Genomic DNA, 12,624 nt, shown 5'->3' with positions numbered 1-12,624 from the left:
GCCCGGCGCGGCGGATACCGACACCGGGGAGGAGGGGTTAGCTTTCGATTTTGCTGACGTTTACGGTGTCATCGTCGTTACGCTTTACACCCAGCATGGTATCGCCATCGACTTCGATAATGCCGTCAAAGTAGTCGGTCATTTCGTCATAGCTGACTTCATCAAGGTCATCCAGCCGGTAGGAAGAGCCATCCGGCAGAACAAACTGACCATCCAGCGTGGCAAGGTCATACGCCAGCGGGGTAACCGTGAAGTAATACTCATCGGTGAACCAGACCGCGCCAACCACCAGTGGGTGAGAAATGTGGAATTCGACGGTGTTATAGCCCTGCGCTGCGATTGCATCCAGCAAATCAATGAAGCCGGGCATCGTATCGCCATCCCAGCCATCAGCCGATAAGGAAGGCTTGAGGTTATCCCAGTCGCTCAGACTGAAAAACACTGTGCCCTCACCGTCATCGCTGATATGGGATGAAATGTACGTCGCGCTTGCTTTTGAAGCCATTGCAAACAGGAAGTCCTCATCGAGCACGTGTTTGAGGGAGGTTTTAAAAACCTTGTCAGTGCCTGCTGCCGGGATAATCGCTAACATGAAACACCTCAGTGGTTGTGTTGGTCTGTTTTTATTATCGAACGACTGAGTCTGCTGACGAAGGAAAAAAGGGGACAAAAAGAGGCTGTTTTCTCAATAAAATCAGAAAGATTGTGACGGCCCGAATTCAGATGAAACGGGCGCAGACGGGGGGTTATTTGCTGGCGGATTCGGCTTCGTAAATGACTTCGTCGGCCCAGTCTCGATCAAATCCCGGCATCACCGGTAATGCTGCAACGACATCGGTAGGGAGGGCATCAATATAATCGCGCATGGCTTTTGCCACTTCCAGCAGTTCATTTTGCTTCATCATTTTCTCGCTCATTATCTCTGTCAGAAACCATCCAGCAGGAAGTCCACCGCACTTTTGATAGTGTGCCGGAACGGAGATGCGTCCATGACCGCCTGACCGAGCTGCTTCACGCGGACTGAAGCCATTTCATGCGTCATCAGGATAACGTCATTCCCTTCCACCTGTATGACCGGAGTTAATCGCGCAACCGGGGCCGAGGCTCCTTTTTTAAGCCGATGAAGGGGGATCACCAGGCGGGTATTTAACTCGCCAATGATGTCGCTCTGTATATCCAGCAGGTAAGGGTATGCCTGGCTGTTGCCGGGATTGCGGTAAACGGTATATTGCATTATCAGAACGTCCTGTATTCGTCAGACAGTAACCCATGCTCTTCAGTGATGCGGTTCAACTCCTGAATACCAGCACGATTCTGTCGTTTCCATTCTTCCGCTGCACTGGCCTTCAGTTTGCTCTGAAGCGCTTCTGCCAGCGTGGCGGACAAGTTAATCCCAGCGTCTTTTGCCTGCTGTACGAGCATTGGCTCAAGGGTGACACTGACGGTTTTTTTCTGGCGAGCAGCTGTAGCCTGCATGTGTCCTCCAATAAAAAAGCACGTGTCGATTACACGTGCTTTAAGTATGCGCCCATTTTATCCCACCAGCAAATTTGTTTGCCTCCGAGAGAGTCTACTGCGTCAGTTCAGCAGGTCAGATGGCCTAGACCGCAGAGGCTACGTTTTTCCAATCATGATAAGCAACACACGCCTGTTTGGCAGGTTGGCTGCAACTTTAGCTGCTTTATCAATGCTTTGTGCTGTATACACTACCCCTCTTTCTTTCAGGTTCTCCGCGTTCTGACGCAGCGTTTCCTCTGAAAAGCTGGACGACTCATCAATGCCAACTGGGCCGGGCTTTGCACCGCGCAAACTGAATGGCACAGGGCCATGCCAATCATTCTTTACCAGTAACAGTCGGGCATCAATGATCCGTCCTGGTAGCGTTCTTTCGATGAGGTAACTTTTTCCGGTTCCAGTGCTGCCAATCAGGCAAACGGTGTAACCGAAACGCAATGCCCATCGAATGATTAGAGCCCAATACCGCGCCCGGAACGCGGAAATGACAGGCATTTCACCTGGTCTAAATACCGCTGCGAAAAGACATGAATAGCTATATTTCTCAGCGTTACAATCTTTCATAAAACTTTATCCAGTGATGTGTTTTTGGGGAATTTTCTGCCCGCCCAGCAGGTAGCTGGTGTATCTGAAGTACATAACATCTTGTAGTTGCCTCTGACTATCTCTCTGGATATAGACTTATCAAATTCATTTCTATCCATATCAAATAGCCAGTAGAACCCATCAGCATAGATAATTGTGGTTCGATTGGGATCCGAAGCTACGACGCGAGCATCCGTAATCAAATTCTCCTCATAGCGCAAAGGCGAAGCGGAGAAAAAGAATATTATTAATACGAACCAACTCCCTATGAAACACGGTAAAACATGTTTTTTGCAATCCTTTAAACCATCTTTGTTGCCTTTCATTTTGTAGTCATAAAGACCAAGCAAAAAAAGTAAGAAAGAAAAAGCAAACCCCAGAAAAACGTGAGTATAAAACTGATGGATGCCGTCACTCCATGTAATACTGATACTTCCAGCATTTGTTCTTTTTGTTGTTATTTCTAATACGGAAATGAAAATGGCTGTTAACTGACTAAAACAAAATATTTTTATGCTTAATTCAGACTTAAACGCTTTGTTATATACTAATACAATCACAAAAAGTATTACGATTACAAAAGCTGTAATCATAAACTCACTCATCATCATGAGCACACTGTTATTAATACTGTAATTTATGTTCATCATCACTCCTTAATTTCACAACTTTTCATCATTTTATTTGAGAATTGACAGGCTTATCGAGTAGGGGGTTTAGCGTCCTTGAATATGTTCGCTCGTGTGGCGCTCACTAGACACCAGATAACAGAAGAAAGCAGAGCAAGCATTGCGTAAACCATTCGGAAGTTTGAATCCCACTTCGCGGTTACTATTGATTCATCGACCGCCTCGCGAACGCAGGGAGATTCGATAAGTGTCGGGGGAGTCGTGGATTGTGGCTCTTCGGTACATACCATTAGTTTGCCGACCGGAGCACCATCAATGACAGCCCTGGCTGCACTAACCAGATGCGCTGAAGGTGAACCTGAATAGTTCATGCAGATGAACGTGATAAATAAAGCAATCGCCGGGCCGGAGACCAGAGTGAAGAATGCGAAGCTGCGGCAGGCCGTAGTATGGCGATGCAAATTAGCGAGAAATGTCATCATGATTTGTCACTCTGGGTTTTAGTCGTATCCGACTCGGTGTCACATCGCTGGAAAGCTACTTGAGGAGGAATTTGATCAACCCCGGTAAAGCAATATTTCAGGGATAGTTGCTTTTTTCCCTCATCCAGTCCAACAAAAAAGATATCGACCGGATCTTCATGAAGTAGCTCTTTTGAGAGCCGGTTGTAGGCCATCCAGCTCCCAACCATATCGACCATTGGCTTAAATTTATCAGTTGCGTTATCTGTAGGTTTAAATGGAATTACACGGAAAACATTCCATCGTGAGCAACGAACCAGCAATTGAGCATCACTCTGAAAGACGTCCAGATCAGTGTTATTTGTCAGGACTTTACACAGCGACTTGAGATCGTTACCCCTGACCTCCAGTTGGCTGAAGCTTCTATAATACTTTTCACATCCAGTTAAGTGCTGAGCGTAGCACTGCTTCAACAGTGTTGTGTCGTTACTGGCCTGCAATTGAGTATCTTTCGCCACATAGGCATCACTGATAAGAAAATCGGGATAGAGGTGTCCCTCCCATAGCAGTTTCTCGGCGATAGCGCCCCCCAGCACCACCACCAATAAGATAAAAAAAATTGGGAACGTCTTACCCAGAGGTATTTTCATAAATCTCACCAGTCGTTAATTTGAGGTAAATTTGCTTTCCAGATTCAGAATGCATTTTTCATGTGCATACATGACGGCGGAATCATGGCCGTAATAGAGTTCGCCATTTTCACGCTGCCACTCACGCGCTTTTCGGGTACGGAATGCTTCTGACATATGTTTTCCACACAACTCACATGGCCCGAAAAAGTCGCTGCTGCGGCCTGTTGATTTTGTGAGTCTGACGATATTGCCTGTAGGTCTACCCATACTGCCCCCTGTGCTGCTGGCATTGACCGGCTGTCTGCCGTGCTAAATGAGTGGTTATTTATCCGCGTCATCATCGGATTCTTTCGGCACGAGTTTTGTATAGCTAAATGTCATATCAGAGGGACGGATCCCATAGCGCCACGGCTTTCTGCGGTAGTTAACTGCCTCGCTTACCATCCAGCAGATAAGAGCGATACCCGCCACTATCAGGTAGCCTTTGAGCAACAGCGAGTCCCATTGTTTAATGGCATCATCGGCATTCACCACGTGTCGCTGGCATTCTGAGGAGCGGAACGCGGCAAACACTGCTTTCTCTTCAGGGCAAACCATGACCGAGGTGCTGGTGGCATTTCCAACCAGACTACGGGCCTGATCGAGGAAGACCTTGGATGGTGAACTGGTAAGAACTGTGCAGAACAGAATGAGCAGTAACGCAACTGCCGGAGCAGTGACAAACGAGAAAATGAATGCCTGCCCGGATTTCCATAAAACGTCGCTGATGTAAAATTTCATGTCGGTGTTTCCTCTTATCGGTATTCAGGCCCAGAGCAGCCCGGGGCTTAATTTATGCTGACTGGAGTCCGCCAGATTGTTTCTCTTCAGCGCGGGTATTCCAGCGCGTCACAGCGGCTTGTTCGGAGTCCTGAAACGCCACCGTGGCCTCACAGGAATTGCAGCAGGCGCGAAAATTATTCGAAATCTCCCGAACCCGGATAGATGAACAACCGCAGAAAGGGCAGGGCTTGACGTTATCGTGTCTCATCGTATTTCCTCGCTGGTGGGCTTTATCCACCGAAGCTATTGAGCCGAATTTCAGGTTCATCACCGAGCTCGTACATGTGTCCCATTTCGTTCATGATGGTGCTACTGCCATTGAACCAGGTAACCATGCATCGCCAGTGCTGACTGCCGTTTTCACCCCAGCGGCTCACGCCCGCAGCATCCATTTCGTCTTCAGTGATAAAGAAATCCGCGCCCGGCAGTTTCTCGGCATCAAGGCAGATCTCAGGCTCAACGACGAAGCAGATACCGTTGCTGTTCATGACGTACATACGCCGCTCAAGGGTTTCAGTACTGACAATGACCTGCTTATCAGAAGTAAGGTGTGATTTAGTGACTTCCATGCGAATCAGGTTCTTTGCATTAGCCTGTCCACTCGCAAAAACCATTGACGCATTGCGAACCATTAACTCAGCAGCTTCTTCACCGAAGCTACGAAGGCCCATCAGTGCAAGCAACTCACTACATTCGGCTTTACCGAGGTTGCCAGTAGTCAGATTAACCACGCCTTGTAGAGTGCTCAGTTCAACCGGTTGTGACCGGAGGATGTCGCGAAGCAGTGTATTACCCGCCGTGCCCGGGTCGCTCCAACTGGAGGATTCGGGACGCTGATTTTCAAGAAATAGGGCGCTTTGCAGTAAAGCCGCTGGTGGCTTTCCGGCAAAACTCAGTTTTACTCTGACCGAATCGAATGGGTGCATGACGGCGGTTTCTCCATAATATCGTGAAGCTAAAAACTGTTTTAATCCTATTATCCCACCGGTCGACAATTGACGAAGTAATCGGGTATGAAATGGACACCCCTTCGATAATTCACATATAGCGAAGCCTTTACGCCTTTGTCTTATCCGCAGGCTGGGGAATGCAATAACTTAAGATGGTGATAGTTTCCCCACGCTTTGCTTTAGGCGCGGCACTCTGGCATTCATCATAGGTTTTGTAGTCAGGTATTTTCTGAGAGGTGACACCACTTGGATTAAGACCACTTGAATAAAGCCCAATCACGAGAACTAAAGTAAACATGTTATTACTCCAGAATGTATTGATGGAAAGTAAGTGAGAATGCCATTATCCATTTCTCCTAAAATCCCGAAAAAACTTTTCAAGAAAGGTACTTTTCGGTTACTTCAGCGTAAGCATACTTAGATCGCAAAATGAGTGAATAAATAACTTTGCTCTGCAATTGTTTTTGCTGAACTTCAAATTAATCAGTCATCGATTTCATCAGGCAAGTGAAAAGCTGAGACGTAAAGCTTGCCATCATGAAAATCCAAACCATCTTGGCAGTGATAATCGGAAATTCGAGAGTGCCAATATAATAAATAATAATTATCAATCCCCCCAAGGCCAGACATCCAAGGAGACCTGCTGCTGCCTTTAGGAAATCACTGCCTTCAGGATTCTGGAATGTGAATCCAGTTATAATCAGCGAGGAAAAACAAGCGAACAAACAAGTTCTATACAAAGGCCAGTCCCCGGATATAACATTTTCTCGAATAAGCACTGCCCATATCAAAAATTCAATGCTGAAAATAATCAGCGGAACTGCGAGCACACGAAATGAAAGTTTTTCATATAAAGTGGTAATAATTGATGTCATAGCAAACCCCGCTTGCAATATTCAAATTAATTTTCGTGGTTTTTACCTGCTTTTAACAAACGCGTTATTTCATCAGTAAGGCAGAAACTTTTCCCAGATGATGGTTTCCCGATAACCACAACGTGACCAGTACTTGGAGTTCCCTCTACTTTAAAAAATGCAAGTTTTGCATCGATAATTTTATTTTTCATTGCATCGGTAACCTTGTATGACGTGGGGGTAAATTTTGTGCGTTAATGTTCAATGATAATATTAATCGCGAAATACTGTATCTATAGGGTCTGTTGATTAAGACTATCCCTCTTGAAGTAAAATACAATCATCATTCCTATCTGTATGGAATAGGAAGCCAATTCAGCATATGTTACATAATTGCTTGTGATGAAGGAAAAACCTCGCGCGATTACAAGTAGGAGTATTGATGCAATAAACACTAAAACCCAAACGGTAAGCATTCCCAGCACTGAAAGAAAGTACTCATATTCATTTGGGTCGTAAAATACAAATGCTGTTGAGAATATTGCAATAATACATAACGGAAGTGATGTAGCGAGTTCCGACCATTGAAGGTCAATTTTTCCAACCACCAGCAATGTAGAAATGACAGCGTACTGTATAGCCGATAGAACTGTTACCGGAATCGCAGCTCGAATGAACTTAAAAACAGAATGTTGTGTTTTAGCCTGGTTTTTCATGTGTTACCACCTGTCATTTGTTTCGAAACCAATCATAACCAGAGTGATAGATTTCAGAGTGAATAAACCACTACAAAACGCCCCCATTTATTGCTGGACATCATCCGCAGGAGTGGCATAAAACTCACGACCTGACGCGCCGAGTTTTTTCTGAAGCTTCTTTGTTGCTTCAGCCTGACTTCGGGCCTTGAAATAGAACGTCCTGATAAAATCCCCATTGTTGTAGTTAACGTCCTCTGGATTTGCCCATTTCTGCATAGCAACAAACCGGATAGAAGGCTTCGGGATGGTTTTCACCTCGACATACCCCCGGCCCTTGCAGCGAAAACACACACCGCCTTGAACGTGCCGGAACGCTCGGATCTCACCCTTACCACCCAGACAGCGTGGGCATTCAATTTTATGCATAGCAACCTCTCGACTGTTGATTAACGAATTTCGCGCCTGAAAGGGGGCAGGGATGCGAGGATGTCTTTCCCGTAGGCTTTTGTCTTCAGGCGTTTATCCAGGATAGTCACCGCGCCGGTATCGCTCTCTGTGCGGATAAGCCGACCAACGGACTGGGTCAGTTTGAGGCAGGCCTCCGGTATCGAGATTTCCCGGAAAGCATCACGCCCGTTTTTCTCCAGCCACTCCGTCAGGGTCTGGCCCACCGGGTCGGTCGGAACGCTAAAAGGCAGCTTGGCAATGATGACGTTGTTGCAGTACACGCCAGGCAGATCCACCCCTTCACTGAAAGAAGCCATACCAAAGATAATGCTCGGCTCACCACGGTCGATTCTGAGCTTATGGCGCAGCAGTATTTCCCGTTTTGGAAGTGCCCCCTGTATCAGCAGAAGCGGTGAAATGTGTTGAGGCATCGCCTTGCTGACTTCTTCCATCTGCCTGCGGGAGGCGAACAGCACGAGGCAACCCTGAAGCCGAAGCACCAGTTTGGGAAGGAGTTCGATGATCTCCGCCGTATGTTCTTCATGATTGGTCGGAACCGAGCGCATACGGGGGATGAACAACACGCCGTTGTTCTGGTAATCAAACGGGCTGCGGGCCAGCAGGGTAGGTGTATCGACTGGAAGACCGGCCTGCTCCAGGAATGCGTCAAACTTGCTAAGGGAGCGGATTGTTGCCGAGGTCACAATGGTGGCATAAGCCTTCGACCAGAGCTCGGATTTCAGGTGTTCGCCCGCATAGACCGGACTGCAATTAATCACCACTTCGGTGCTGCGTTTAGTACGACGGACGTTAATCCACCGGGCCATAGGCATACCAGAGACGGTTTTATTCCCGCAGTATGAGGCCAGAGCCTGATGCATACCCGCCAGGCGATTTGCCAGCTCGCCGACAGCCATCTTTTGAAGGGCCAGTTCTTCCTCGCTGATATCCCGCCCGGCCTCATCTACAATCGCCGTCATTTTCACAACGATATTCTGCATCTCGTTTACTGTCTTTAACCCAGGCTTAAACAGGGCCGCAATATCTTCAGGAACGAAACCTTCCGGGAAGCGATAGATGTCCGATTCCGTGCCATTTGGCATTTCGTGATCGTTTCGCCAGTTCAGGGAGCGTAAAAGTGTCCCCCGCAGCTCACCGAGCTCATCACCGGCATGGCCCGCAAGCTCCACCAGCTGCTGCACGTGCTTTTCCATAGTCCCGCCGTAGGACTCTGGCATGGTCATTACCATGTCGAAGATTTCGCTCATGAAATGCCTGCTGGCATCGAGAGAGGCGGAGGTCGCAAAGTGGTTAATTGCTTTCTGCGGAACGTGGTGACCTTCGTCGAACACATAAATGGACTCTTCCTGCGGGGGAAGGATAATACCGCCTCCCAGTGACAGGTCAGACAATACGATGTCATGGTTGGCGATAACCACATCCACCGACTCCAGCAGGGCGCGGGCGAGGAAGAACGGACAACGGTGATAATGTGGGCAACGCTTTTTAGGGCACTGACTGCCAATAGCATTGACCCGACCCCATACCGCCTCATTGATCTCATCAGGATAGGAATCACGCTCTCCTGTCCAGTGACCACCAGCAAAGGCCTTGCTGATATCCTCCACATCATCGCGGATGTAGCCATAGGCATTCATCTCGCTTTCCATATGAACGTCACAGCGCATCTGGCAGAAGTAACGGCTACGGCCCTTCGCCATCGCATAGGAGAAGCTCAGGCCCGCTCTCGCCTGTATTTCTGGCAGATCCTTGGAGATGATTTGTTCCTGAAGCGCAACGGTTGCCGTGGAGATGATCAGCGTCTTATGCTTTTCCATCGCCAGGGGGATCAGCGGCAGACAATACCCGAGTGTTTTCCCTGTCCCCGTACCGGCCTCAATAACCCCGACGCGATACTGCTCCTCAGCGGGGGTAGCGTTAACGACTGCGCTGCAAAACGCCATCATGTCTACCTGCCCGGCACGAGGGGACAGACCCTTTGCGTCCAGGAAGAAGTGATAGGCTCGCTCAGTCATTTCAGCGGCAGTCATCCGGGGTTTATTGTCTGGCATATCCGTACCTTGTCCTCTGCTGCTCAGGAGGCACAGCCCGGCAGCGGCTATCGAAGTCAGGTACATCCTCATGCTGGTGGATGTACCGGGTTCATCAGTCTTCCAGTGAATGGCCTTTAAAGCGTCTCACATAGCGTTTAATTTCAGTTTCGGCCTGTTCCAGTACAGCTCGGTTGCAGTGCTCAAGAACACAGTAAGGCCCATGTGCTGGCCCGCCATCGCTGGTTTCGCAGGCATCAAGCTTGAGCCGAACGGAGGCATCGAAGATAAATTGGGTGATTTTCGCAATGGAGATCTGGTCTTTGTCTTCCTGCTCTTTGGTGTCGATGACATCGCCGTTATACACGTCGAAATCGAGCCGCAGGCGGTAAACTGTGTCGATTGCCATAATCGGATCCCTTCAGAGGATGTCGTAGATGACTGGGACGCGGCCACGTTCTACCTGTTGATTCAGGGTGCGGAAACCACCGTGATCAACGATGTAGAATTCACCCGCCACGGCGGAGCGATGGAAGTCGGCGAGCTCTTCAGTGCCAAAGACGAAAACCGGGGTTCCAGAGGGGACGGTCATGCAGGCAGTTTTTCCGCCATAGCCGCGAACCGTAAAGGTGATTACCCCATCCGCGCTGGTGGGCAGGAAATCGGCGAAAATCGAATGAAAGGCTTTATTCGCCTTATCGCTGAATACGTCGGTCAGTGTCTGCATGATGCGCCCCGTGATCTCGTTTTATGTTGTACTGATACCAGTACAACACGGGCCCGGCAGGTGACGAAGGCGATACGTCGGGTATTATCAGAATGAATATGTCGGTCTGAAATGGTTTATCAGTGAGCCATCAGCTCCGGCCCCGGGACGCGAATCAACGGTCGTTATGCTGTAGCACCTCCACGAACTGTCCGCAGCTGTCGCAGCAGTACTCATTGGCGAACCTGCCATCGTCTTTCCAGTTGTTTGCCCCGCAGCGGCAGAGCAGTACACGTACCTGAGAAGGGCGGATGCGAGCTTGACCGAATTTGGTTGTCCACTGAGGCTCGCCATCAAAGCGAAAAGAGTCAATGCGAAACCTGCTTTCGCGTTCGTAGGTGTTGAGGTATTTGAAGTACAGCTCTTCAGAGAGAATGGCATCGGTCATCGTGTATTCCCTGTCTGGCCCCGTGGAGGGTGATTTGCGGCAGAGTGTTGCGTTGCGAAAACTGCCAGGTTGTCGGAGCCATTACACCACGGGTCATACAGGTCACGAAGGGGGTTACTTACCAGCCAGCGCTTTCTCTTCCCTGGTAGCCAGGCGCATTTGCCCGAAACCTTCACGGATCAGCAACGGCTTTTCTTTCTTCCAGCCCTTAACGACGGACTCACCGAAACGACGCGGGGCGTTACCATTCCAGGTGGCTATGACGTGGTTATCATGGACTTCGACAATCACGACCGGGTGGACGACAACTGTTTTAAGTGTGGTGTTGCCCATATTTACCCGGCTAACCGACCAGACACTCATCCCGACTTCCAGCTGGCTTATTTTCATCTTCATTTCCTTCTAAACGAACGTAGTGCGCCACGGCGTAATGTCGTGACGCACATTACCATGCCCGGGGCTTATCAGAACATAAGCCAGGTGGCGTTACCGGCAGTATTTCTGGACTGGTAGGCTTTTGCCTGCGCGTGAAGCAGCTTCCACAGCTGACGAAGTGTAGCAGCATGATTTTCACCACCAGCATTAACCCGCAGTTCGCCGATCTCGCGGGTAACAGTGAAACAATTCCGGCTCTCATCCCAGCCTGAATGTTCACGCGCTTCCACCACCAGATCATTAGACGTATCAGGGCCGGTCTTTGCTGCATTCAGCACGAACTCCGTTTTAACAGTAATACGGCTGGCGTTATCCGGCGCATCCAGAAAGACGGTGAACCCCTCAGTTCGGCGGTCAGTTATACGACGGCTCCCCCAGGAGGTGATCCCCCTCTGGACACGCATCATTGAAAGAGCGTGGGACTCGGTTGCCTGCACTGTGCGATACAGGTCGGTCAGGGAAGAAAGGCTGAAGCTTTCAGGGGCAGTCTGGATAGCGTCGGTCATGGTAGATCCTCGGTTATATGGTGTGTTTTCTGGCTTCAGTAGCTGTCGTTTGCCACGTAATAGGACGTGCCTGGATAGAAGTAGCGGTAATCCGGCTGCATGTCATTGGTGATGACGGATGCTTCTTCCCAGACCCCGCTGGTGGACATAAACTCATCTGTCGTTTCATTCTCCAGCCGCATATAGCGTTCAGGAGCGCATTCCGCCCAGGCGCGTTTCACCGTATCCCAGTTAGCGTACTGGCTGATTTCAATATTCAGGGGCGCATTCTTCTCAGGCTGGTTACGGCGGGAACTCAGCACGAAATTCAGCTTCAGGACGATACGACTGTCGTTGTCAGGAGTATCCATCCAGATCTGGTATTCAGCCGTAGGCCGGGATGACTGGTTTTTGCGGCCCCACGAGGTGACACCGGTTTTAACCTGGACTATCGAGACTTTATGCGCATCAGTCTTGCCAACGCTGGTCATCAATTCAGACAGACTTTTAAACATGGTGCATCCCCAGTGATTATTGGTATGTTCGTTTTGTTTACTTATTAAATCACTGGTTACCCGGGTGACGAAGTCAGAGCCGGGTAAAAAAAGGACAAAATTTGCGGATTAGTGGCTGGTGGTGGTATTGGCCTGCGGGACAGGGCCATCGAACAATTTGTCAAAAAATTCCACGCCACGCTGGTACACATCGCGCAGCTCCATATCTTCACGCTCGGTCAGGCCCATCTTATTGAGCACGGCAAGGCCGGTACGAAGGCGAGGAATCAATACGGTTTCCAGATAGATCCTGCGGCCCGCAATAATTTCCGGGGATGCTTCATTGATGTAAAAATCAACGGTTTTCGTGATGCTGAAGTGCTTTACTTCGCTCATCGTCTGGTACTCCTCA

At 49.1% G+C, this 12,624-nt stretch carries 24 protein-coding genes; all 24 read right to left on the bottom strand.

The features are described from left to right. Positions 1-37 precede the first annotated feature (37 nt). The 24 genes from HV302_RS27320 to HV302_RS27200 all read right to left on the bottom strand — a co-directional run bounded on the left by HV302_RS27320 (position 38) and on the right by HV302_RS27200 (position 12,608). Entirely contained in the window at positions 38-592 is a 555-nt protein-coding gene (locus HV302_RS27320; RefSeq protein ID WP_007372288.1) for a hypothetical protein, read from the bottom strand. 154 nt (positions 593-746) lie between these two features. Next, positions 747-917, bottom strand: a complete 171-nt coding sequence (locus tag HV302_RS27315; RefSeq protein ID WP_007372287.1) for a hypothetical protein — start codon at positions 915-917, stop codon at positions 747-749. Positions 918-925: 8 nt separating this feature from the next. After that, entirely contained in the window at positions 926-1,234 is a 309-nt protein-coding gene (locus HV302_RS27310; protein ID WP_007372286.1) for a CcdB family protein, read from the bottom strand. Between the two features lie 2 nt (positions 1,235-1,236). Further along, positions 1,237-1,476 carry a type II toxin-antitoxin system CcdA family antitoxin gene (locus HV302_RS27305; RefSeq protein WP_007372285.1) on the bottom strand — a complete coding sequence of 80 codons (240 nt, stop codon included), beginning with the start codon at positions 1,474-1,476 and terminating at the stop codon, positions 1,237-1,239. Positions 1,477-1,614: 138 nt separating this feature from the next. Continuing rightward, positions 1,615-2,079, bottom strand: coding sequence for a hypothetical protein (locus HV302_RS27300; RefSeq protein ID WP_008786596.1), 465 nt, complete (start codon positions 2,077-2,079; stop codon positions 1,615-1,617). Beyond that, the gene (locus HV302_RS27295) at positions 2,076-2,750 is read right to left on the bottom strand and encodes a hypothetical protein (RefSeq protein WP_008786597.1); all 675 of its coding nucleotides are present in this window, start codon (positions 2,748-2,750) and stop codon (positions 2,076-2,078) included. The genes HV302_RS27300 and HV302_RS27295 overlap by 4 nt, the downstream gene beginning before the upstream one ends. A 457-nt stretch (positions 2,751-3,207) precedes the next feature. Further along, positions 3,208-3,840, bottom strand: coding sequence for a hypothetical protein (locus HV302_RS27285; protein ID WP_007372282.1), 633 nt, complete (start codon positions 3,838-3,840; stop codon positions 3,208-3,210). 15 nt (positions 3,841-3,855) lie between these two features. Then, on the bottom strand, positions 3,856-3,996 hold the full coding sequence (locus tag HV302_RS27280; protein ID WP_007372281.1) for a hypothetical protein: 141 nt from the start codon (positions 3,994-3,996) through the stop codon (positions 3,856-3,858). Between the two features lie 147 nt (positions 3,997-4,143). Then, positions 4,144-4,602 carry a hypothetical protein gene (locus HV302_RS27275; protein ID WP_008786599.1) on the bottom strand — a complete coding sequence of 153 codons (459 nt, stop codon included), beginning with the start codon at positions 4,600-4,602 and terminating at the stop codon, positions 4,144-4,146. Positions 4,603-4,654: 52 nt separating this feature from the next. Continuing rightward, a complete protein-coding gene (locus HV302_RS27270) occupies positions 4,655-4,852 on the bottom strand; it encodes a Lar family restriction alleviation protein (protein ID WP_032155220.1) in 198 nt (65 codons plus the stop codon). Positions 4,853-4,874: 22 nt separating this feature from the next. Next, complete coding sequence (locus HV302_RS27265) at positions 4,875-5,570, bottom strand: hypothetical protein (RefSeq protein WP_007372278.1); 696 nt, start codon at positions 5,568-5,570, stop codon at positions 4,875-4,877. A 130-nt stretch (positions 5,571-5,700) separates the two neighbouring features. After that, a complete protein-coding gene (locus HV302_RS27260) occupies positions 5,701-5,892 on the bottom strand; it encodes a hypothetical protein (RefSeq protein WP_016241560.1) in 192 nt (63 codons plus the stop codon). A 181-nt stretch (positions 5,893-6,073) separates the two neighbouring features. Next, a complete protein-coding gene (locus tag HV302_RS27255; RefSeq protein ID WP_024196081.1) occupies positions 6,074-6,469 on the bottom strand; it encodes a hypothetical protein in 396 nt (131 codons plus the stop codon). Between the two features lie 26 nt (positions 6,470-6,495). Beyond that, positions 6,496-6,660 carry a hypothetical protein gene (locus tag HV302_RS27250; RefSeq protein ID WP_007372277.1) on the bottom strand — a complete coding sequence of 55 codons (165 nt, stop codon included), beginning with the start codon at positions 6,658-6,660 and terminating at the stop codon, positions 6,496-6,498. Between the two features lie 81 nt (positions 6,661-6,741). Further along, a complete protein-coding gene (locus HV302_RS27245) occupies positions 6,742-7,164 on the bottom strand; it encodes a hypothetical protein (protein ID WP_024196082.1) in 423 nt (140 codons plus the stop codon). Positions 7,165-7,251: 87 nt separating this feature from the next. After that, the gene (locus HV302_RS27240) at positions 7,252-7,572 is read right to left on the bottom strand and encodes a hypothetical protein (RefSeq protein WP_016241561.1); all 321 of its coding nucleotides are present in this window, start codon (positions 7,570-7,572) and stop codon (positions 7,252-7,254) included. Between the two features lie 20 nt (positions 7,573-7,592). Further along, the gene (gene dinG / locus HV302_RS27235) at positions 7,593-9,665 is read right to left on the bottom strand and encodes an ATP-dependent DNA helicase DinG (protein ID WP_016241562.1); all 2,073 of its coding nucleotides are present in this window, start codon (positions 9,663-9,665) and stop codon (positions 7,593-7,595) included. A 94-nt stretch (positions 9,666-9,759) separates the two neighbouring features. Beyond that, positions 9,760-10,053, bottom strand: a complete 294-nt coding sequence (locus HV302_RS27230; RefSeq protein WP_007372274.1) for a hypothetical protein — start codon at positions 10,051-10,053, stop codon at positions 9,760-9,762. Between the two features lie 12 nt (positions 10,054-10,065). Continuing rightward, complete coding sequence (locus HV302_RS27225; protein WP_016241563.1) at positions 10,066-10,371, bottom strand: hypothetical protein; 306 nt, start codon at positions 10,369-10,371, stop codon at positions 10,066-10,068. 154 nt (positions 10,372-10,525) lie between these two features. Then, the gene (locus HV302_RS27220; RefSeq protein ID WP_007372272.1) at positions 10,526-10,798 is read right to left on the bottom strand and encodes a hypothetical protein; all 273 of its coding nucleotides are present in this window, start codon (positions 10,796-10,798) and stop codon (positions 10,526-10,528) included. Positions 10,799-10,912: 114 nt separating this feature from the next. Continuing rightward, positions 10,913-11,188 carry a hypothetical protein gene (locus HV302_RS27215; RefSeq protein ID WP_007372271.1) on the bottom strand — a complete coding sequence of 92 codons (276 nt, stop codon included), beginning with the start codon at positions 11,186-11,188 and terminating at the stop codon, positions 10,913-10,915. Between the two features lie 74 nt (positions 11,189-11,262). Further along, positions 11,263-11,739, bottom strand: a complete 477-nt coding sequence (locus tag HV302_RS27210) for a hypothetical protein (RefSeq protein WP_007372270.1) — start codon at positions 11,737-11,739, stop codon at positions 11,263-11,265. Between the two features lie 35 nt (positions 11,740-11,774). Beyond that, entirely contained in the window at positions 11,775-12,233 is a 459-nt protein-coding gene (locus HV302_RS27205; RefSeq protein WP_007372269.1) for a hypothetical protein, read from the bottom strand. Between the two features lie 108 nt (positions 12,234-12,341). After that, positions 12,342-12,608 (bottom strand): hypothetical protein, encoded by a 267-nt coding sequence (locus tag HV302_RS27200; RefSeq protein ID WP_007372268.1) that lies wholly within the window; start codon positions 12,606-12,608, stop codon positions 12,342-12,344. Between the last annotated feature and the right edge of the window lie 16 nt (positions 12,609-12,624).

Origin of the sequence: Citrobacter sp. RHBSTW-00859, from assembly GCF_013729795.1 — a bacterium.
In the GTDB taxonomy this organism is placed as follows: Bacteria; Pseudomonadota; Gammaproteobacteria; order Enterobacterales; family Enterobacteriaceae; genus Citrobacter; species Citrobacter braakii.
The sequence above is the reverse complement of the archived record's forward strand: the minus strand, read 5'-3'. Positions and strand labels throughout refer to the sequence as shown.